Annotated in this window: 22 protein-coding genes; 8 read left to right on the top strand and 14 right to left on the bottom strand. The window is 62.4% G+C overall.

Annotated elements, in window-relative coordinates; all coding sequences use genetic code 11:
* The 7 genes from ABD833_RS07610 to ABD833_RS07580 all read right to left on the bottom strand — a co-directional run bounded on the left by ABD833_RS07610 (position 1) and on the right by ABD833_RS07580 (position 7,613).
* Positions 1-2,382, bottom strand: a complete 2,382-nt coding sequence (locus ABD833_RS07610) for a TonB-dependent receptor (RefSeq protein WP_345072083.1) — start codon at positions 2,380-2,382, stop codon at positions 1-3.
* Between the two features lie 194 nt (positions 2,383-2,576).
* Entirely contained in the window at positions 2,577-3,230 is a 654-nt protein-coding gene (locus tag ABD833_RS07605) for an OmpH/Skp family outer membrane protein (protein ID WP_345072081.1), read from the bottom strand.
* 129 nt (positions 3,231-3,359) lie between these two features.
* Positions 3,360-3,527 carry a GNAT family N-acetyltransferase gene (locus ABD833_RS19335; protein WP_425553586.1) on the bottom strand — a complete coding sequence of 56 codons (168 nt, stop codon included), beginning with the start codon at positions 3,525-3,527 and terminating at the stop codon, positions 3,360-3,362.
* 62 nt (positions 3,528-3,589) lie between these two features.
* Entirely contained in the window at positions 3,590-4,642 is a 1,053-nt protein-coding gene (locus tag ABD833_RS07595) for a succinylglutamate desuccinylase/aspartoacylase family protein (RefSeq protein ID WP_345072078.1), read from the bottom strand.
* A gap of 251 nt (positions 4,643-4,893) precedes the next feature.
* Positions 4,894-5,850 (bottom strand): 30S ribosomal protein S6--L-glutamate ligase, encoded by a 957-nt coding sequence (rimK, locus tag ABD833_RS07590; protein WP_345072077.1) that lies wholly within the window; start codon positions 5,848-5,850, stop codon positions 4,894-4,896.
* A 68-nt stretch (positions 5,851-5,918) separates the two neighbouring features.
* Entirely contained in the window at positions 5,919-6,392 is a 474-nt protein-coding gene (locus ABD833_RS07585) for an ATP-dependent zinc protease family protein (protein ID WP_345072076.1), read from the bottom strand.
* Positions 6,393-6,491: 99 nt separating this feature from the next.
* On the bottom strand, positions 6,492-7,613 hold the full coding sequence (locus ABD833_RS07580; protein WP_345072074.1) for a PQQ-dependent sugar dehydrogenase: 1,122 nt from the start codon (positions 7,611-7,613) through the stop codon (positions 6,492-6,494).
* Positions 7,614-8,052: 439 nt separating this feature from the next.
* Here ABD833_RS07580 and ABD833_RS07575 point away from each other — a divergent pair, with 439 nt between their 5' ends.
* The 8 genes from ABD833_RS07575 to ABD833_RS07540 all read left to right on the top strand — a co-directional run bounded on the left by ABD833_RS07575 (position 8,053) and on the right by ABD833_RS07540 (position 15,080).
* Positions 8,053-9,177 (top strand): MBL fold metallo-hydrolase, encoded by a 1,125-nt coding sequence (locus ABD833_RS07575; RefSeq protein WP_345072073.1) that lies wholly within the window; start codon positions 8,053-8,055, stop codon positions 9,175-9,177.
* A 511-nt stretch (positions 9,178-9,688) separates the two neighbouring features.
* Positions 9,689-10,009 (top strand): ArsR/SmtB family transcription factor, encoded by a 321-nt coding sequence (locus ABD833_RS07570; protein WP_345072071.1) that lies wholly within the window; start codon positions 9,689-9,691, stop codon positions 10,007-10,009.
* 69 nt (positions 10,010-10,078) lie between these two features.
* On the top strand, positions 10,079-10,897 hold the full coding sequence (locus tag ABD833_RS07565) for a sulfite exporter TauE/SafE family protein (protein WP_345072070.1): 819 nt from the start codon (positions 10,079-10,081) through the stop codon (positions 10,895-10,897).
* A gap of 44 nt (positions 10,898-10,941) precedes the next feature.
* On the top strand, positions 10,942-12,297 hold the full coding sequence (locus ABD833_RS07560) for an MBL fold metallo-hydrolase (protein WP_345072068.1): 1,356 nt from the start codon (positions 10,942-10,944) through the stop codon (positions 12,295-12,297).
* Positions 12,298-12,374: 77 nt separating this feature from the next.
* Complete coding sequence (locus ABD833_RS07555) at positions 12,375-12,716, top strand: rhodanese-like domain-containing protein (protein WP_345072067.1); 342 nt, start codon at positions 12,375-12,377, stop codon at positions 12,714-12,716.
* Positions 12,717-12,746: 30 nt separating this feature from the next.
* The gene (locus tag ABD833_RS07550; protein ID WP_345072065.1) at positions 12,747-13,319 is read left to right on the top strand and encodes a YeeE/YedE family protein; all 573 of its coding nucleotides are present in this window, start codon (positions 12,747-12,749) and stop codon (positions 13,317-13,319) included.
* Positions 13,316-13,726, top strand: coding sequence for a DUF6691 family protein (locus tag ABD833_RS07545; RefSeq protein WP_345072063.1), 411 nt, complete (start codon positions 13,316-13,318; stop codon positions 13,724-13,726). Before ABD833_RS07550 ends, ABD833_RS07545 begins: the two co-directional genes overlap by 4 nt.
* A 79-nt stretch (positions 13,727-13,805) precedes the next feature.
* Entirely contained in the window at positions 13,806-15,080 is a 1,275-nt protein-coding gene (locus ABD833_RS07540) for an MFS transporter (RefSeq protein WP_345072061.1), read from the top strand.
* Between the two features lie 190 nt (positions 15,081-15,270).
* Here ABD833_RS07540 and ABD833_RS07535 read toward each other — a convergent pair whose 3' ends face one another.
* The 7 genes from ABD833_RS07535 to ABD833_RS07505 form a co-directional block, all read right to left on the bottom strand.
* On the bottom strand, positions 15,271-15,573 hold the full coding sequence (locus tag ABD833_RS07535) for a 2TM domain-containing protein (protein WP_345072060.1): 303 nt from the start codon (positions 15,571-15,573) through the stop codon (positions 15,271-15,273).
* Positions 15,574-16,096: 523 nt separating this feature from the next.
* A complete protein-coding gene (locus ABD833_RS07530; protein WP_345072058.1) occupies positions 16,097-16,891 on the bottom strand; it encodes an alpha/beta fold hydrolase in 795 nt (264 codons plus the stop codon).
* Between the two features lie 131 nt (positions 16,892-17,022).
* Positions 17,023-17,583, bottom strand: coding sequence for a DUF502 domain-containing protein (locus tag ABD833_RS07525; RefSeq protein WP_345072057.1), 561 nt, complete (start codon positions 17,581-17,583; stop codon positions 17,023-17,025).
* 99 nt (positions 17,584-17,682) lie between these two features.
* Positions 17,683-18,564, bottom strand: a complete 882-nt coding sequence (locus tag ABD833_RS07520; protein WP_345072056.1) for a 4-hydroxy-3-methylbut-2-enyl diphosphate reductase — start codon at positions 18,562-18,564, stop codon at positions 17,683-17,685.
* A gap of 159 nt (positions 18,565-18,723) precedes the next feature.
* The gene (gene cmk / locus ABD833_RS07515) at positions 18,724-19,434 is read right to left on the bottom strand and encodes a (d)CMP kinase (RefSeq protein ID WP_345072055.1); all 711 of its coding nucleotides are present in this window, start codon (positions 19,432-19,434) and stop codon (positions 18,724-18,726) included.
* A 44-nt stretch (positions 19,435-19,478) separates the two neighbouring features.
* Complete coding sequence (locus tag ABD833_RS07510; protein ID WP_345072054.1) at positions 19,479-19,871, bottom strand: hypothetical protein; 393 nt, start codon at positions 19,869-19,871, stop codon at positions 19,479-19,481.
* Positions 19,872-19,880: 9 nt separating this feature from the next.
* Entirely contained in the window at positions 19,881-20,570 is a 690-nt protein-coding gene (locus ABD833_RS07505) for a hypothetical protein (protein WP_345072053.1), read from the bottom strand.
* Positions 20,571-20,800: the final 230 nt, after the last annotated feature.

The following is a 20,800-nucleotide window of genomic DNA, read 5'->3' as shown; positions in this document are numbered from 1 at the left end:
TTAGAATTTAAAGCTTTTGCTGAACGAGGGAATAATGGGGAAGAGCGACATCTGCCGGAAGCTCGACTCTTCCTCGACGTTGCCGTTCTGGTCTTCGTAGCCCTGCTGGAAATAGATATAGTAAGGATTGCGGCGGCTGTAGGCATTGTAGAGGCTGAAGCTGTTCACCACTTCGCCCCACTTTTTCTTCTTGGTATGGCTCAGGTCGAGGTCGAGGCGGTGGTAGGCCCGCATCCGGTAGCCGTTGCGCGAGCCGAAGTCCTCGTACGTGCCGGCCGGGCCCAGATTGAAGCGTCCTTCAGCCAGCGTGGTGGCATTGCCGGTGCCGTATACCCAGGTGCCGGACAGGGTGAGCGTAGGGCTGAAGGTGTGAATCACGACCAGCGACATGTCGTGGCGCCGGTCGTATTTGTAGGGGTAGATGCGGCCCTGGTTGAGCTCCGTAAACCGGCGCTTGCTCCAGGCCAGGGTGTAGCCGATCCAGCCGGTGGTGCGGCCGGTTTTCTTCTGCAGAAACAGCTCGGCCCCGTAGGCCCAGCCTTGGCCGCTGGTTACTTTATCTTCCCAGTTGCTGTCCGTGGTGCCAAGGAAGCTGGTGCCTTCGCGGTACTCAATAAGGTTCTGCATGGGCTTGTAGTAGCTCTCGAAGCTCAGCTCGTAGTCCGCGTCGCGGAAGCGCACGGTGCGGGCCGCCCCGATGCTGAGCTGCTGGGCCCGCTGGGGCTTGATGCGGGCCGTAGCGGGCACCCACAGGTCGGTGGGCAGGCCAATGCCGCTGTTGGTGAGCAGGTGAATGTATTGGGTGGTGCGGGCGTAGGCCGCCTTCAGGGCCCAGTCTGCGGTGAGCAGGTAGCGGGCCGCCAGCCGGGGCTCCAGCGACGGATACAGCGTGTTGTCGACCAGAAAGCCGTTGAGCCGCACGCCGCCGTTTACCTTCAGCCGGTCGGTGAGGCGGTAGTCGTCCTCGGCGTACAGGCCCGCTTCGCTGCCCAGCTTCTGCTGGCCGGAGCTGAGCGCGTTAGCCGGGTCGCTGCTGTCCTTGGCCTGCAGTGCGCCGGGCCGGAACGAGTGCAGAATGTACTGGCCCCCGAACCGGATGTAGTGGTCGGGGTTGGGCACGTAGTCGAAGTCGGTTTTCAGGCTCAGGTCCCGGATGTTGGACAGGTAGCGCAGGTCGTACTTAGTAGTTTTCGCCTGGCCATTCTCCGTACGGCGGTCTTCCTCCGTGATGCCGACGTTGAACTGATACTTGGAATAGGTGAAGTTGGTATTCATGAACAGCTGGTCGTTCACCACGTGGTTCCAGCGCAGGGCCGACGTCAGGTTGCCCCAGCCCAGGGCCGAATTCAGCCTGGTGTAGTCGCCTTCGTTATAGGTGTCTTTGGTGCGGGCGTAAAACTTGTCGTAGCCGGCGTAGGTGCTCAGATAGAGCCGGTCGCGGCGGCCCAGCTTCCAGTTGAGCTTGCCATTCAGATCGTGGAAAAAGTAGCCAATCGTGGCCTCAACGCCATCGGCGGCGGCAGCGGCCTTGATTAAAGGCTGAGCCAGCACGTCGAGGTAAGTACGGCGGGCCGAGAAGATAAAGGAAGCCGTATCCTTTTTGATCGGCCCTTCCAGGGTCAGCTTCGCGGCCACGATGCCCACGGCCCCTTCGCCGTGAAACTCCTTCATGTTGCCCTCCTTCATCGAGATATCCAGCACCGACGACAACCGGCCGCCGTAACGGGCCGGAAAGCCTCCCTTGATCAGCTCCACGTTGTTGATGGCATCGGCATTGAACACCGAGAAGAAGCCGAACAGGTGGGCCGCGTTGTAGACCGGCGTGCCGTCGAGCAAAACCAGGTTCTGGTCGGGGGAGCCGCCGCGCACGTACAGACCGCTTTGCCCCTCGCCCCCGCTCTGCACGCCGGGCAGCAGCTGCAGCACTTTCAGCACGTCGGTTTCGCCGAGCAGGGCGGGCAGCAGCTTGATCTGGGAAATGGGAATGTTAATGGTGCCCATGCGGGTGGTCTGGGCTATTTTCTCCTCTTTGCTGCCCACCACCTCCACCCCCGCCAGCTCGCTGCTGCTGGTTTGCAGCTGGAAGGTGTGGTTCACGCTGCGCCCGGCTGGCACCGTTAGCCGCGCTTTCTCATAGCCCAGGTACGACACCAGCAGCCGCACCGAGTCGGCGGCGGCGGGCAGCGTCAGGGAGTAGAAGCCGTAGGTGTTGGTAGAGGTGCCCTGCCCACCGCCGGGATTCACCACGGCCACGCCAATCAGGCTTTCACCCGTGGCCTGGTCGCGCACGTAGCCGCTGATGGTAAACTTCTGCTGGGCCAGACCAGGCCCGGCCACCAGCCACAGGGCCACCAGAGCCAGCAAGCGGAGACATCGGATCATAGCAATAACAACTGTAGTGGAACGGTAAGGGGCCGGGTAGCCCAGGGCTGCTGCTCAACGGCCCCCGGGCAGCTTCCGGTAGGCTTTGACAGGAGGCCGAAAGTCCGGCGAAAGTTGCCTGTTTATGCGCTGACCTAAAAACGCCGGCCGTTAGTTAAAACGGCCGGCGTTGGCTCTGCTGCGATACCGCGCTTTTACTTTTTCGCGCCGTATTCGTCGTTCAGGCGCCGGAGCACCCGGTTGGTGATGTCGATGTCTTTGCGACCGTAGGCAATGGTACCGCTCGGGGCCGCAATCAGGATCAGCTTGTAGCCATTGGCTTTACCGTAGGCTTCCACTTCCTTATTGATGCGGCTCAGCACCTGCTGGGTCATCTTGGCTTCTTCTTCCTGCGCCTGGCGCTGGAGTTTCTCCTGGGCCTGGCCGGACTGCTGCTGCTGAACCTGGAGCTTCTGCTCGGTGGCGGCGCGCTGCTCCGGGGTCAGGCTCTCGGCCTGCTTCTGGTATTGCTGCACGGCGGTCTGGAAGCTGCGGATCAGGTTGTTGTTCTGCTGCTCCCAGCCTTTGGCCTTGGCTTCAAAAGCGCGGCGGGCCGCCTGCATGCCCTTGTAGCCGTCGAGCAGCTTACCCGATTCGACGTAGGCAACCTTGTTGGTATCGGCTACGGCTACGGCCGGCTCCGGGGCCGCTACCTCGTCGGTAGCCGTGGTATCGGCGGAGGATGTTTGTACGGCAACGGGTTTGGCGGCAACCGCGGCCGCGGGTGTGGAGGAGAAGTGCAGGTAAAACAGAATGGCCACGGCCACCACCAGTACGGCGTCGATAATCAGGCGCAGGGGATTGTTCATTGGGCAAAAAAAGTGGAAAGAGAAAAGTAGCCCGTCAAGGGCAGCCCAAAGAAACGCAAAAACCGGCAAGCGCCCCACCCGGCAGTCTGGTTATTACGGCGCCGGAGGCCACTCCTGGCCCGGCACGGCCTAGACGTACTCATCGCCCCAGGCCCCTTTGAACCAGATGTTCTGCCGCAAATGCGCTTCCCGCCGCATGCCCACCCGAGCCGGCAGGCGCACCGGGGCGTGGTTCCGGCAACCGGTACTGGCCACCACCCGGTGCAGGCCCAGGCCGGCGAAGCAATAGGTGAGCAGGGCCCGCAGGACTTCGGCGGCGTAGCCTTTTCCCTGGTGCCGGGGAGCCGGAGTGATACCGGTTAGTCTACTTCATCCATGTCCTCGGTTTCCTCGCGGCGGCCGGGCTTTTCGTTGAAGGGCGGATTGCGGGCTATGCGGGCGGCTTCGGCCTCATCTACCAGGCCCATGTGCAGCAGCGCGTCGCCCTGGTTGACCACGGGCATGTGGTTGAGGCCGATAACGTAGCCCGACACGGGCGCCTCCAGGCGCACGGCCCCCTCGCCGTAGGGGTCGGCCACGCTGCCGTATACCTGACCCTTTGCCAGAAAGTCGCCGTTTTGGACGTGGCTGCGGAACAGCCCCGCGAACTTGGCCCGCAGCCAGGTATGGCGCAGACACACGATGCTGGGCCAGGCCGGCGGCGCCGCCTCCGCGACCATGGCCAGATGATGAAGCACCCGGAACGTGCCCGCAATAGCCATGTCGATGCCCGCCTCATCGAGCCGCAGCGACTCGCCGGCTTCGTAGACGATAATGGTTTTCTGCTGCTGAAAGGCCGCTTCGCGCAACGAGCCGGGCCGAAGGGCAGCGTGCAGGGTGAAGGGCGCGGCAAAAGCCCGGGCCAGGGCGTCAGTATCGGGGTGGCCGAGCAGGCAGCGCACCTGGGGCATATTGCTTCGGGCCGCGCCGCCGGTATGAAAATCGATACCACAATCGACCAGGGGCATGATTTCGCGCATGAAGCGGTGGGCTACGCGGCTGGCCAGGGAGCCGCGCGGGTGGCCCGGGAAGCTGCGGTTCACGTCCTTGCCGTCGGGCACCTCGCGGCTGAAATTCAGAAAGCCGTAGATGTTGAGGATGGGAATGGCGATGATGGTACCGCGCAGGGGCTGCAGCAGGTTGCGCCGCACCAGCCGCCGGATGGTTTCGATGCCGTTCACCTCGTCGCCGTGCATCCCGGCCAGCAGCAGCACCGTGGGGCCGGGCACGGTGGAGCGGAATACGTGCACCGGCACGTCAATCACGGTGCCCGAGGGCAGCTTGGAAATCACCAGCCGCGTAAGCACCCGCTCGCCGGGGCGGATGATAAGACCGTTGAGGCAAATATCGGTGGGGAGGCTGGCGGGCGTCAAGAGCGTAAAAGTTAAACCCCCGGCCGACGATGGCGCAGAGCCTTACCGGACCAGCGGATCAGGGCGGAGGAAGCCGGGAGCCCCAGCAGCAGCAGCGCGAGGTTGCTGTTGCCGGTAGCCGACCCCGGTGAAAAAATTCGTCCGCGCGGCAAGCGGAACTACTACCCCGCCCAGCCCTGCCAAGGCGAACCGAAACAGCTGCTGCGGGGGATTATGAAACTATTGGGCCAGCGCTTTCCTAAGACTGCGCCTTAGTTTTGCGGTACGTCGGACTGGGCATCGGGCATCGCGGCGGCGGCTTTGACGGCCGTATCACTCTTGGGCTTGGTTTTGCGGCGGGTGAGCTGCTCCGTGTACTCGATGATCTTGCCGGCAATATCGAGGCCGGTGGCTTTTTCGATGCCTTCGAGACCGGGCGAGGAATTCACTTCCAGCACCAACGGCCCCCGCTTGCTTTGCAGCATATCGACGCCGGCAATGCCGAGGCCCAGGGCTTTGGTAGCCAGCAGGGCCGCGGCCTTTTCGGCCCGGGTGAGCTTGACGAGGGTGCCGGTACCGCCGCGGTGCAGGTTCGAGCGGAACTCGCCTTCCTTACCCTGGCGCTTCATGGCCCCCACCACTTCCCCGTTGACCACGAAGGCCCGCAGGTCCGCGCCCTTGCTCTCGGCAATAAACTCCTGCACGATGATGCGGGCCTTGAGGTTGTGAAAGGCTTCAATCACCGACTGCGCCGCCTTCGCCGACTCGGCCAGCACGACGCCCAGGCCCTGGGTGCCTTCGAGCAGCTTGATGATGACGGGCGCACCACCCACCAGATCAATCAGCTCCGAAACCTCGTTGGAGTAGTTGGTAAACGCGGTTTTGGGCATTCCCACCCCGGCCCGGGACAGAATCTGCATCGAGCGCAGCTTGTCGCGGGAGCGGATGATGGCCTGACTCTCAACGGCCGTCTTGACTTTCATCATCTCGAACTGCCGCACCACGGCCGTGCCGTAGAACGTGGCCGAAGCTCCGATGCGCGGGATGATGGCATCCACTTTTTCGAGCCGGGCATCCTGATACACAATGCCGGGCGCGCCTTTTTCCAGCACCAGGTTACATTTCAGATGGTCGATTACCACCACCTCGTGGCCGCGCTGCTGAGCGGCTTCCACCAGTCGGGAAGTGGAATACAGCTTCGGCTCACGCGACAAAATCGCCAGTTTCATTGGGGAGGGTGCTTGGGGTGGTGAGGGAGGAGCAGAAGCAGGTGTGGCGGCAAAAGTACGTAATACGGCTAAGGCCGCGGCCGGACGACGGTCAAAAACTTGTAGGACACGTTGCGCCGGGTGACGTCGACGACAAACCGCCCCCGCCGCAGCAGCAGCCGCCCGATGAGTACGGGGTAGCGCATATCGGAGCGGTCGGACAGGGAAAACTCGGTGTCGAAATCCTCGTCGAACAGCCGGATGACGGTACGGATAACGTAGCGCTCCTGCACCTCGCCGTTGGAGCTTTTAATATCGCGCAGGGTGAAGTCCACGAATTCCAGGGGCCGGCGGTCGAACTGCGGGTGCTCGTCGTCGAGCAGCAGCACGCGCAGCACCGGGCGGCCGTCGGGCATCGTTTCAACGTGGATATTGGAACAGTGCAGGGCGCCGGTGAAGGCGCCGGTATCGACCTTGGCTTCCACGCCCCACAGCTTGAACTGCGGAAAATCAACCAACTCCCGCCGCCCCACCACCCGCTTCGGAATACGCTGCTTTTTCATCGCCTTAAATGTAACGCGAAGTTTCACTTCGCGAATCGCCCGCGCCGCCGGGTACTTATTCCGTCCGGCGCACCCGGATTAGCGAAGGCAAACTTCGCGTTACCCCTTATAGCTGATCCGGTACACGGCGTCGTTCTGGTCGTCGGAGACGAGCAGGGAGCCGTCGGGGAGCATGAGCAGGCACACGGGGCGGCCCCAGCTTTTCTGGCCCTGCAGCCAGCCGTCGGCGAAGGTTTCGTAGCTGGTGGTCTGCTTACCGCCGGCATCGAGCCTGACCAGGGAAATGCGGTAGCCGATTTTGTTGCTGCGGTTCCAGGAGCCGTGCTCGGGGATAAAGATCTGGTTGCGGTACTGGGCCGGAAACTGCTTGCCGGTGTAGAACTTCATCCCCAACGCCGCCACGTGCGGGCCCAGCTTGCGGGCGGGCCGGGCATAGGTAGCCGCCGACTTGCCCTGGCTGAGCTGCGGATCGGGGACGTCGCCGGCGAAGAAGTAGGGAAAGCCGTAGTGCAGGCCGGGGCCGGCCATGCGGTTCAGCTCGTCGGCGGGTGAGTTATCGCCCAGCATATCCCGGCCGTTGTCGGTGAACCAAAGGGCTTTGTCTATCGGGCTCCAGTCGAAGCCCACGGTGTTGCGCACGCCCTTGGCCACGGTTTCAAAGCCGCTGCCGTCGGCATTCAGGCGGTTGATGGTGCCGAAAATCGGCTCTTCCGGCTCGCAGGAATTACAAGGGGCGCCCACCGGGATGTAGAGCTTCCCGTCGGGGCCGAAGGCGATATAGCGGTAGCCGTGCCAGTCCCTGTTGGGCAGCTCACTGTAGACCACGGCCGGCCGGGGCTTCTGCTTCAGCGTCCGGGCAATGTTGTCGTAGCGCAGGATACGGTTGATTTCGGCCACGTACAGCGCGCCGTTGCGCACGGCCACGCCGTTGGGCGCGTTCAGGCCCGCGGCAATGGTCACGACTTCATCGGCCCGGCCGTCTTTGTTGCGGTCGGGCAGGGCGTATACTTTGTCGTCTTTGGTGCCCACATACACGGTACCATCGGGGCCGACGGCCAGCTCCCGGGCACTTTTCACGCCCTGCGCGAAGTAGCTGATGGTGAAGCCGGCCGGCAGCCTGATTTTGCTGAGGTTGGCATCGGCCGCCGCCGTGGGCGATTCAGCCGTGAAGCCGAAAGCCAGGGGCGCGAGGAAAGCCAGGGGAAGAAGACGACGCATCATACTGCCTCAAACTCCGGTCGTAGTCCGAAGGTTGCGGGCCGACGGACGCAGTGGTTTTGGCGGGGAAGAAGCCGCCGCTAAAGTATCTTCCCCTCCGGCGCGTCTGCTTATTCACTGCTGTTACGCCGGGTGCGGTGGGTTGCCGGATGGTAGAAGTAAGGAGCCGGAAGCTAGGAGCTAGGAGTTTAGGGAGCCGGTGGTAAAAGATGCCGGAACGAAACGGGTGACCAGGCCGACGCACCTTACATCGGCAACCGGCTCGTATTCTTGCTCCTTGCTTCTAACTCCTTGCTCCGAACTCCTCAGTTTCCGTAATGCCCCGCGTAACCTCAGTTGTTCAGCTTCCCCGGCGCTTCTCTTTCTTTGCTGAGCGGCCGGCATCACCTGGGGTCGCCGGCCGGCTACCAACCGCAATCCGCTCTTATTCCCCATTCAGATTATGCGCAACCCTTTGAAAGCGGTGGTTCGCCTGGCGGCCAGCGGCGTGGCCATCCTGCTGGTGGCGGGCGTGGCGTTTGCCAACCTGAGCCCGGAGCTGGGCGGCAAGCCCACCAAGGCCCAGCAGGCCGCCTACGCCCGGTCAGGCCACTACCGGGACGGCGAATTCAGGAACCTGGTACCCACAGAGCTGATGACCGGCAGCAGCACGGTTTCCATGCTCTGGCGTTTCCTGTTCAATAAAGTGCCCGATAAAAAGCCCGCCGCGCCCCTGCCCATGCGGCCGCTCGATTCGCTGGCCATTACCAAAAAACCCATCGATCTGGTGCGCGTGACGTGGTTTGGGCACTCGGCCAGCCTGGTGGAAATAGCCGGCCAAAATATCCTGCTCGACCCCATGCTGAGCGTGGAAATGGGGCCTTTGTCGTGGGTGACGCCGAACCGCTATAACCCGCAGCTGGCCATCACCGCCGAGCAGCTGCCGCCCATCGACGCGGTGCTGATTTCGCACGACCACTACGACCACCTCGACTACCAGACCATTCTGCGGCTCAAGGACAAAACCACGCATTTCTACGTGCCGCTGGGCGTGGGAGCCCACCTGCTGGCCTGGGGCGTGGCCCCGGCCCGGGTGTCGGAGCTGGACTGGAACGACTCGGTGCGGCTGCCGGGCCTGACCATCGTCAGCACCCCGGCCCGCCACTTTTCCGGCCGGGGCCTGACGAACCGCAACGCCACGTCCTGGAGCTCCTGGGTCATTAAGTCGGCTACCAGGCGGATCTTCTACAGCGGCGACGGCGGCTATGGCCCCCACTTTCAAACCATCGGCCGCCGGCACGGCCCCTTCGACCTGACCCTGATGGAATGCGGCCAGTATGACGCGCAGTGGGCCCAGATTCACATGATGCCCGAGCAAACCGTGCAGGCCGCCCTCGACGTGCGGGCCCGGGTGCTGCTGCCGGTCCACTGGGGCGCCTTCACCGAAGCCAACCACGCCTGGAACGAGCCCGTCCGGCGGGCCACGGCCGAAGCGGCCCGCCTCAGGCTGCCCATCACCACGCCCGAGCTCGGCCAGCCCGTCACGCTGAACGCCGGCCCGCTGCCCCAGACGATGTGGTGGCAGTGAGGAGATGCTGCAGCGGCAGGCCGGCCACTTGCTTTCCCGCGCCGGGACCGGGGCAGCCCCTGTTTTCCGCTCACGCACGCCCATTGCGTGGCAATGAGACGCAGCCCACAAAAACAAGTTATCTCCAACAAGACAGGCAGGTGGCCAAAATCGGCCAGCTACCCTGCCTGGGCCACGCCCCGCTTGTGTCGCTACTTCATCTGCTTACGGGTAGGGCAGATAACCAGAATGTCATGCTTCGGCTCTGCCTGATCCGCAGGATGCTCTCCCTGACGGACTTTTTTTGCTGACGGCCCACACGTCGGTTGATCTCTGCGGTCTTTCCCTGTCAGCTCTTGGGCGCTCCTGCGGGCAGTTGTCGACAACAGACTGGGACCGGGCTTACTCATTTGCTCCGTTGTGACGAGTGCCTCCTGTATCCACCTCATCCATTTAATAATGAGAGGCGAGGAACTAACCGGGGTTCTCCATTTGTATAAATGAACAACTGTTCATAAGTTTGCTTCCAGTTATGACTGCTCCTGCCCTGCCCGACGCTGAATTGAACCTGACCACCGAGAAGATGGAAAAGGTCGCTTTTATTCTCAAGACGACGGCCCATCCCACGCGCATCGCCATCGTACAGCTGCTGGCTCAGCAGCAAAGCCTGTCGGTAACTGACCTGAGTGAAAAACTGCAGGTAGAGCAGAGTCTGCTCTCGCACCACCTTTCGGGCATGAAGCTTAAGGGCATTCTGAGTTCGCACCGTGAGGGCAAGAACATCTATTACACCCTGAAGATGCGCGAAGTAGTGGACGTGATTCAGTGCCTGGCCGCGTGCACTTTCCTGTAGGCGGCGCGCCTTTTTTTTAGCAAAACACATGAACAAATTATCATAAACTCATACGTAACCCCGTTCCCCATGCTTCCCTATCTTGGCTACTTCGCGGCAATCTTCATTGGCCTTTCCCTGGGCATAATGGGCGGCGGCGGCTCCATCCTCACCGTGCCGGTATTGGTGTACCTGATGGGTGTGAGCCCCGTGCTGAGCACGGCTTACTCGCTGTTTGTGGTGGGTTCTACCTCGGTAGTGGGGGCTTCGGGCTACTTCCGCAAGGGGCTGGTGTCGCTGAAAACGGCGGTCGTATTCCTTGTTCCCTCGCTGCTGGCCGTGTTTGCGGTGCGTAAGCTGCTCATGCCGGCTATTCCGCCCGAGCTGTTTACGGTGGGCAGCATCGTTTTCACGAAAGACCTGCTGGTGCTGGTAGCCTTCGCGCTATTGATGGTAGTAGCCGCCACCTCCATGATTCGCAGCCAGCAGGCCGAGATGGTGCTGGACGAAGCGCTACACCACCAGCAGGTCTTCAACTACCCGCTGATTCTGGGCATTGGTCTGGTTGTGGGCACGCTTACGGGTTTCGTGGGTGCGGGCGGCGGTTTTCTCATCATCCCGGCTTTAGTACTCGGCGCCCGCCTACCCATGAAGCTGGCCGTGGGCACGTCGCTGGCCATCATTGCGCTGAACTCCCTGATCGGCTTCGCCGGCGACCTGAGCGCGGGCACCCCCATCGCCTGGTCGTTTCTGCTCGGCTTTCTGGCCTTTGCCCTGGTGGGCATCGTGCTGGGCACTTACCTGGCCCGCTTCGTTCCGGGAGCTAAGCTAAAGCCGGCCTTCGGCTGGTTCACGCTGGCCATGGGCACATTTATTCTGACCAAAGAGCTGCTGTTTCATCACCCCTAAAACGTCCATTCCACCTTCTCTCACCCGTTTTTTTGTTGCATCACATGAAAATCGAACAGTTTGAGGACAAGGGCCTGGCCCATTTCTCCTACGCCATCCTGAGCGAGTGCGCCCGCGAAATTGTGCTCATCGACCCGGCCCGCAACCCGCAGCAATACTACGACTACGCGCAAGCGAATGACGCCAGAATCGTAGCCGTAATCGAAACCCACCCCCACGCCGACTTCGTGTCGTCGCACCTGGAAATTGCCCAAGCCACCGGGGCCGCTATCCGCGTGAGCAAGCTACTGGGGGCCGATTACGTCCATGAAGCATTCGACGAGGGCGACGCCTTCACCATGGGCAAGCTCACCTTCCGGGCGCTGAATACGCCCGGCCACTCGCCCGACTCGCTCAGCATCGTGCTGGAGCGGGAAGGCAAAGACGTGGCCGTGTTCACCGGCGACACGCTTTTCATCGGTGACGTAGGCCGGCCCGACCTGCGCGAAAAGACGGGCAACCTGACCGCCCAGCGGGAGGAACTGGCCCGGCAGATGTACCACAGCCTGCGCGAGCAACTCATGCCCCTGGCCGCCGACGTGCTGGTGTACCCGGCCCACGGCGCGGGCAGCCTCTGCGGCAAGGCTCTGAGTGGGGCCAACAGCAGCTCCATCGGAGCCGAAAAAGCCGGCAACCCGATGCTACGCCCTCTGAGCGAGGAAGACTTCGTAAAAGAGCTGCTGGCCAACCAGCCCTTCATTCCCAAATACTTCGGCTACGACGTGGCCCTGAACAAAGCCGGCGCGCCTAACTACGCCCTGAGCGTGCAGCAGGTAACTCGCCTGGCCCCCGGCACGGCGCTGCAAGCCGGCGCGGTGGTAGTGGACACGCGTCCCGAAGCCGAGTTCAAAAAAGGCCATGTGGAAGGCGCCATCAACATCCAGCAGGGCGGCAAGTTTGAAACCTGGCTGGGCTCCATCGTGGGGCCGGAGGAGCCGTTCTACCTGATAGCCGCCGATGAGTCGACGCGGGAAGACCTGATTCAGAAAACGGCCAAAATCGGCTACGAGCCGCTGGTTAAAGGTGCGCTGGTGGGTACCCCGGCCACTGAGGCAACGATGCCGGTGCTGGACGTGAACCAGTTTCGTCGGCACCCGGAGCAGTACACCATCGTGGACATCCGCAGTGCCACAGAGCACCACGACGAGCCGATTTTTGCCGGCTCCCTCAACATTCCGCTGCCTGAGCTGCGCGAGCGGGCCCCGGAGATTCCGACCACCAAGCCGGTGGTGGTGCACTGCGCCGGCGGCTACCGCTCGGCCGCGGGCAGCAGCATCGTGGCCTCGGCCCTGCCCGGCACCGAAGTGCTGGACCTGAGCGAGGCCGTGAAATCTTTTCAGCCCGCAACGGCGGCTCACTAAACTCTAAAGAAGGTCATGCTTTGCGGCGCGAAGCATGACAACCTGTTTTTCACTTTTCCACCTCCACTCATTCCATCATGCTCGATTTCACTAAATCTTCTGCCCCGGCTTTTCAAAACCTGACGCCCGCGCAGTTTGCCGAGGGCCGGCAACAGCCCGGCGCGGTGCTGCTGGACGTACGCCGGCCCGATGAATTCGCCGCCGGTCACCTGCCCGGCGCGTTCAACCTCGATGTCACCGCGTCCGACTTCGGGCCGCGCGTGGCGGCCCTGGATAAAACCCGGCCCACCTACGTGTACTGCCGCAGCGGGGCCCGCTCGGCCAGCGCCGCCGGCCAGCTCGCTACAGCCGGCTTCGCGCAGGTAGCCAACCTGCTCGGCGGCGTGCTCGACTGGCCGGGAGCATTGACCACCAAGTAACCCGCCTATCTCATTTCGAAATCCGTTTTCATGCTTGAACTCCTGCAACAACCCTGGCCCTGGTACGTGGCCGGTCCTTTGATTGGTCTGACCGTGCCCGCGCTGCTGCTCGTGGGCAACAAGGCGCTGGGTATCAGCAGCTCGCTGCGCCATATGTGCGCGGCCTGCGTGCCGGCCGGCATCCCGTTTCTGAGGTATAACTGGCGGGCCGAAATCTGGAACCTGGTGTTCGTGCTCGGCATCGCGCTGGGCGGCTTCATCGGCTACCGGCTCCTGGGCCATCCCACCGTTATCGGCATCTCGCCCGAAACGGTGCGCGACCTGAAAGCGCAGCTGCACCTGACCGACTTTACCGGCTTGCTGCCGCGCGAGCTGTTTGCCCTGGATAATCTGGCCAACTGGAAAGGCTGGGTATTTCTGGTGCTGGGCGGCTTTCTGGTGGGCTTCGGCACGCGCTACGCCGGCGGCTGCACCTCGGGCCACGCCATTTCGGGCCTCTCCAACCTACAATGGGTGTCGCTGGTGGCCGTCATCGGCTTTTTTGCCGGCGGCCTGTTCATGACCTGGCTGATTTATCCGCTGCTGTTTTCACCCTCTCTATGAAATACCTCAAATACCTGGCGCTGGGTACGCTCTTCGGCATCATTCTCACCAAAAGCGAAGTCATCAGCTGGTTTCGGATTCAGGAAATGTTCCGCTTCCAAAGCTTCCACATGTACGGGGTCATCGGCTCGGCCATTCTGGTGGGCCTGATTTCCATTCAGCTTATCAAGCGCAACCACCTCAAAACCATTACGGGCGAATCCATCGTCATTGCCGACAAGAAATTCAACCACGGCGTCTGGATTGGCGGCTTCCTTTTCGGCCTCGGCTGGGCGCTGACCGGGGCCTGTCCCGGCCCGATGTTCGCGCAATTGGGCAGTGGCAGCGGCCCGGCCGCCGTGCTGATTCTGGCCGCGCTGGCCGGCACCTGGACGTATAGCGCCCTGCGCGATAAGCTGCCGCACTAACGGCTACTCACTACCCTCGCCGGCCCGCAGCGGCAGCCCCCAAACAGCCCGGATATCTTACTTTGATTTCAAAGCCCTGATGTCTCCTCCCCGACTTGGCTTGCGCGAAAACTGGCGGCAGTTCGGCCTGTTGGTGCTCATCAATGCCTTTGTGGGCGGCATGGTGGGGCTGGAGCGCAGCATTCTGCCCCGGCTGGCCGAGCAGGAGTTTCATCTGGTGACGCGCTCGGCTATTCTCTCCTTCATCGTCGTCTTCGGCCTCACGAAAGCCGGGGCCAACTACTACGCCGGGGCCTGGGCCAACCGAATCGGGCGCAAAAATCTGCTACTCCTGGGCTGGCTGTTTGGCCTGCCCGTGCCGCTGCTGCTGCTGTGGGCGCCAAGCTGGGGCTGGGTGATTGTGGCCAACGTGCTGCTGGGCCTGAACCAGGGTCTGGCCTGGTCGAGCACGGTAGTGATGAAAATCGACCTTGTCGGCCCCCGGCAGCGCGGACTGGCCATGGGCCTGAATGAGTCGGCCGGCTATTTGGCTGTGGCGGCTACCGCCTTCGCCTCGGGCTGGCTGGCCACGGAATACGGCCTGCGGCCCTACCCGTTCTACCTCGGTATTGGCCTGGCGGTGGCCGGGCTGCTGGGGAGCTTACTGGTGCGCGACACCCGCGCCCACGTTGCGCTGGAAGCCGCGCAGGCCCCGGCCGGTTCTGCTGGCCCGTCGCTTTCCTTCTGGGACGTGAGCTGGCGGCACCCCAACCTGGGCTCCGTAACGCAGGCCGGGTTGGTGAACAACCTCAACGACGGCCTGGTGTGGGGCCTGCTGCCACTGCTGCTGGCCGGCAAGGGCTTTACGCTGACCCAGATTGGCACCGTAGCCGCTGTGTACCCGGCCGTGTGGGGCCTGGGCCAGCTCGTTACCGGCCCGCTGGCCGACCGCCTCTGCAAAAAAGACCTGCTCTTCTGGGGGATGCTGCTGCAAGGCGCGGTGCTGCTGGCTATGGGCTTCACCAATGCTTACCCGGCTTTTCTGCTGCTGGCGGCGCTGCTCGGGGCGGGCACGGCGCTGGTGTATCCCACGTTTCTGGCGGCCGTGGCCGAGTATTCACCGCTCCCGCAGCGGGCGCACAGCGTAGGCATCTTCCGCTTCTGGCGCGACGCGGGCTACGCCATCGGCGCGCTGCTCACCGGCCTGCTGGCCGATGCGTTTGGGCTGGTGGCAGCGCTGGCCGCTGTTGGGGGGCTCACGCTGCTCTCGGCCCTGATCATCTACTGCCGGATGCAGTGCCCGCTACCGTCTTCTCCGGTTACCCCCGCCCCGGCGGCGGCTCCGCCCTTCGGCTGTTTTCCCGCGCTGGGCTGATGGATTTCCGGTTCTGCCCGGGGCGCTGTCTTTCCGGCCGGCGCTGCCGGCGGCAGGTGTTGCGGCTGGTGAGCGGCAGGCGCAGCCCAGCCAGCCGCAACGCCTGTCGCCGGATTTTCTAAGAAGCTGTTTTTCGCCCTCCCAGTAGTGCTACCGCCTTACCAAGCCGGCCTACCGGCACGCGGGTGGCTCAGCGGCCCTCCCGTTGGCGCACCAACCGCTCGTACTCCCGCTCGGAGAGCTGGCCGCCAAAGCTGCTGTAGACCCGGATGCCGTTCATCAGCACGCCAAAGCCCCAGAATACGGTCGGCCAGATGGGCCAGGGGATGTTGAACTGGTTGCGGTTGACGGACCAGCCCCCGTCGCTGTCGGTGAGCAACCAGATAGCCCAGAGCAGAATGTTCACCCCGATATAAATGAACAGGTGGGATTTGAACTTGGCGCGGGCTTTGGCGAGGCGCCACAGTTCGGGGTCGCGGTTGGTAGCTTCCATAAGAGTAGGGCTTTGGCGGTTGGCAATAGTTAAAAGTAACGGAAGCTGATTCATTTCCCAATCTGAATATACCTAAGCGGTAACCCGGGCGGCTGAACCGTGGAATAAGCAAGTTGAAGCGTTGGTGGCTCGCGGCCAGGCCTGCTTCCGGCCCCTATATTCTATCGGCTGCTCCATGACGTCTCCCCTCCCCGACCGGCGCGCCGATGCCCAATCCTTCAGCCGCAACCCCAGGCATTCTTAGTCGAGCACGGCACACCGGAAACCGGGTTTTTCGCGGGGTTTGATCCGCAAAGCCGACGATTGGCTGAGCAGGAGCTGGGTTGGCAATAAGAGTTGTTCCCAAATACTAAAAAGGAGGCGTCATGCTTCATCTGGCGTCCGCAAAGTCGAAGCATCTCGCGTGCTGACGCTGGAATTAGCAATCAGACATCAGCACGCGAGATGCTTCGACTTCGCTCAGCATGACGTTCTGTTTTTTTGGATGTTTGAGTATTTGGGAACAGGTCTATAGGCGGACTACTTACCAGCGCACTTCCGCCGGCTGCTGCCGTAGGTGGGCCGCGACGTCGTGAATAAGGCCGGCATGGCCGGCATTCAGCAGAATGGTGCGGGCATTTTTCAGGGAGGCAATGAATTCCCGCAGGCCGGCGTGGGGAATCACCCGGTCGTGCTGACCCAGGAAAAACGTGACGGGCGTAGGACGGCGGTTCAGGAGGGCGGCCAGCGTTTTCAGCTCGAACACCAGCTGGCGAAACCCTACCCAGCTGCGGTACACGCGCAGGCGCTTTTCGCGGCTGTCGAGCTGCCACTGCGCGAAGCGTACCAGTCCCGAATCGACCAGGCGGCGCTGGGCCAGAGCATCGATAAAGCGCAGCAGGCGCTGGGGGCGCAATACGGCCCGGCCCAGCACCCCGCGCATCCAGGGGGGATAAGTGGCCAGGGCGTACCAGAACCGGGTGCGGATGCCGTCGGGCGCAATCAGCCAGACCTGCTCCACCCGGGCCGGAAACCGCTCCACGGCCACGAGGGCAAACTTGGCGCCCATACTGAAGGCCAGCACGCCGAAGGTATCGATGTGGTGCCCGGTCAGAAACTCGTTCAGCAGCTCCCCCAGACGCTTTTTGCTGAGCGGCGCATCGGCCTTGGCCAGCCGACTCTGACCGTGGTAGAACAGGTCGAAGGCATACACCGTCACGCCATCACCCAGGGCGGCGGCTACGCTGCGCCAGTGGCCTTCGGTCTGACCATAGCCGTGGAAAGCCAGGATAACGCGCGGCCCCGCGCCGTACTGACGGTAATGCAGCGTGGTTTTCAATTATCAATTATCAGTGAGCAATTATCAATGAGCAATAAGGGTCTTATGAGACGGCATGTCTACGCGTAGCCTACGCCCGCGGCCGCCGGCAGTTCGGGCAGGCCCGGCCTGTGCATGGATACCCGTACTCGTTAGCTGAGCTTCGACACGCCGCCCGATACGATGAACTTCATGACTTCGCTACTGGGCAGATCCAGGAACGTGACGTTTTCTTCCGGTACCAGCATCAGCTCGCCCGAGAAGTTGTAGGAGTGCGGAAAGTACACGGCCACGAGGGAGGCACGGCGAATGGCCGTTATGCTGTGCTGGGTCACGAAACCCATCTTGTAGCACTGCGCGGCTTCGTTGATGCACACCAACACGGGTCGGTTAAACTTCTGATTGTCGCCCACGAAGGCATCGAACAGGTCCTTGATGCTGGAGTAGATAATGCTGACCAGGGGCGTGCGGTGCAGCACCCGCTCGGCCAGGATCAGGAAGGGCCGCACCATAAACGACTTGGTGATGAACCCCACCATCGTTATCATCAGCATCACTACCAGCAGCCCCAGGCCGGGAATGTGGTGGTCTTCCCACTTCAGCTCAAACAGGTTATCGAGCCAGCTGATGACGGCAAACAGAATGTAAATCGTGAGGCCAATGGGGGCCACGACGAGAAAGCCGCTGAGGAAGTAGTTGAAAATCTTACGCATCACGAAAAGCCCAAAAGAATGCCCGACCGCAACCGGCCGGGCAAATAACGCTTATTCGCGGGTGCGTTCCTACGCGGGCCGCAGTCCGGGACCAGGCACTCAGGCACTCACCGGGACCGGCGCAATGCGGTCGGCCACGCGCTGCATAAGCCACATGGGCGTGCTGGTAGCGCCGCAGATGCCCACGCTGCCGGCCCCCGCAAACCACTCGTCCTGCAGCTCTTCCTCGTTCTCGATGAAGTAGCTCCGCGGGTTGGTTTTGTTCACCACGCTGAACAGGGCCTTGCCGTTGGAGCTTTTGCGGCCACTCACGAACAGAATCACATCGTGCAGCACGGCAAACTTAGCTAAGGCCGGCTCCCGGTTGCTCACCTGCCGGCAGATGCTGTCGTTGGCGTCGAAGGAAGCCAGCTCCCCCCCCGCGGCGGCGATGCGCGCCTCCATCAGCTGCTTCATGTGGTAGAAACCGGCCGTACTCTTGGTAGTCTGGCTGAAGAGCGTGACGGGCCGGGAAAAGTCCACCTGATCCAGATCGGCTTCGGTCATCACGATGATGGCGCGGTTGCCGGTCTGGCCCGTGAGCCCGGCCACTTCGGCGTGGCCGGGCTGGCCGTAAATCACAATCTGGCCATTCTGCCGCTGGCTGGCGTCGAAAGCGTGCTTCACGCGGTTCTGCAGCTTAAGCACCACGGGGCAGGAAGCATCAATGAGCTCGATGTTGTTGCGCAGGGCCAGCTCGTAGGTTTCCGGCGGCTCGCCGTGGGCCCGGATCAGCACCTTGCAGTCGTGCAGGTTTTCGAGCTGCTCCCGGTCAATGATGCGCAGGCCGTGGGTGTGCAGGCGCTCCACTTCCATGCGGTTGTGCACGATGTCGCCGAGGCAGTACAGGGTTTCGTCCTGCGCCAGCTCGTCTTCCGCCATCTGAATCGCGAATTCAACCCCGAAGCAGTAGCCGGAATTTTTATCGATGGTAACGTCCATGAGTTTAGTGCTTAATGCCTGGTACTTAGGGCCTGGGTTTCGGATAGTTTTCGGCAGGCTCAGGCTATGGTATAACAACAACTATGCTGATTATGGTGCCTGACTCCTAAAAACTAAGCCCCGGGCCCCGGACCCCAGGCCCTAAGCACCAGGCACCCGCTATCCGGCATTATCATCGCCCAGCGCCGCCAGCGAAAACAGGCGGGCCGACACCCGCTCCAGCACGAAATCGACCTGCTCCTCAATCACCATGTGGGTGGTATCGAGCAGGACCGCATCCGCGGCGCGGCGCAGGGGGCTTTCGGTGCGGGTAGAGTCGATATGGTCGCGCTTGCGCAGATTTTCCACGATGTCTTCCAGCGCCACGTGCTCTGCCTTGGCCGCGAGTTCTACCTGCCGGCGCTGGGCGCGGACCAGCACGTCGGCCGTCATAAACACCTTCACCTCGGCATCGGGGAAAACGGTGGTGCCAATATCGCGGCCATCCATTACCACGCCCCGCTTACGACCCATGCGCTGCTGCTGGCGCACCAGCGTGTGGCGCACGGCCGGAATCACGGATACCTCGCTCACGGAGTTGGAAATACGCATCTGCCGGATTTCATCCTCCCGAATCTCACCGTCGAGGCAGAGCTCATTGCGGCCGGTTTTACGGTTGCGCTTGAAGGCAATATGAATGTCGTGCAGCGCCTGCTCGATGCGGGGCAAATCGTCGAAGGCAATGTCGCGCTCCAGCAGGTACAGCGTCACAGCCCGGTACATGGCCCCGGTATCGATGTAGGCGTAGCCCAGCTCGGCAGCCACGGCCTTGGCCGTAGTGCTTTTGCCGCACGAAGAGTAGCCGTCGATGGCAATGACGATTTTTCTCATGGCAAAGTCGGTCGGCGCAGCAGGGTGCGATGGGCTAGAAGACACTATATCCAGGTTTTACGCCGGGGCTCCGCAGCCAGCCGGGCAGGTACACTTGCAAAGAAGTCCGCCACCGACTCCTTGGTTCCCTGAGCCAGCTGCTGCGATACGCGGTAGAAAGGGTTGAGGAACTGATTGCCATTAATGCCCACCCCGGTCGTGCCGTCGGGCCCGGCAGCCCAGGTACCCTGGTACGTATCGACCAGGCACTGGCCCAGAAAGCAGCCGAGCGCTTTGACGACGCCTTCGCGGTCGGCCTCCCTGATGGTGGGCCGTTGCGTTTCAATAAACTCCGCCAGCCGCTGTACGGCAGCCTCGTCGTAGCTGTTGAGCTGCAATTGGTGCCGGACGGCTTCGGCGGCGGCGCGCAGGGCAGCCAGGGGATTTTCGGGGGTCATAAGCAGAATTCAGGGGCGCGGCCGGGCGGCCGTCTGCAGAAATTGCGTGGTGCGGAAATCGGCGTACCGGGTCAGCAGCCGCGGCAGCTGGCCGCGGCCGACCCGCCCGGTTTGCAGCTCCGCCACGGCGGTCGGGTCATCCGCCAGCAATACCAGCATCAGCTGCTGAAAAGCTACTTTCTGCCGGGGGACCAGCAGCCAGCCGTCGGCGTTTTTGCGGATTACCAGCCGGTGCGGCATGATGATCAAATCCAGTATGGATCGGGCTTCATCGGTTACATCGACCAGCTGCATCCCGGCGCCGCGGAATTTCTGACGACCAAATACGGCCGAAAAGCGGCCCAGCTTCCCGGGAGCCAGCCCGGTCACGGTCACGATGGTATCGGCATACTTATCGACGAAGGCCGTCATATCCTCGGGCGAGAAAGCCCGGTAGTAGTCGCCGGTTTCATTCAGGTAAACCCGGTCGGTCAGCCAGTCGGCAATCTGCACGGGGTGCCAGGCCCCATCGAGACCCCGAAAGCTGGCCGGCCGGCCCCCGGGCTCGTAGCGCAAGGTAGGGTCGCGGGTGTTCTTGTCGTAGCTCGTGGGCGGCACGAAGGCCGCGGGCCCCTGCCCGACGCAAGGCCCGGCTACCAGCAGAAAAGCGGCCAGCAGGGGGTTGCGAAGGGCGGAAACAACGGCGCGGCAGTAGGTCACAAACGGAAGAACAGGATAAGAGCAGGATGGACGGCGGTGGGCGGGGCTAATGACTGTCGCAGGGACAGGGCGCCGGCCCCGATTTAGCTTTGCGCTTGTACGACGCGGTTTTCTTCTGTTGGGTAGTACGCCGCGCACAGCCCGTGGAAACCAGGCCGGAGCCGGCAATCAGGGCGGCCAACAGCAAAGTCACGATCTTTCTCACTGGCGCATATTTTCGGCAAATATAC

Origin of the sequence: Hymenobacter fastidiosus, assembly GCF_039539565.1 — a bacterium.
Classification (GTDB): Bacteria; Bacteroidota; Bacteroidia; order Cytophagales; family Hymenobacteraceae; genus Hymenobacter; species Hymenobacter fastidiosus.
Note: the sequence above shows the minus strand (reverse complement) of the source record. Positions and strands in the feature narration are given on the sequence as shown.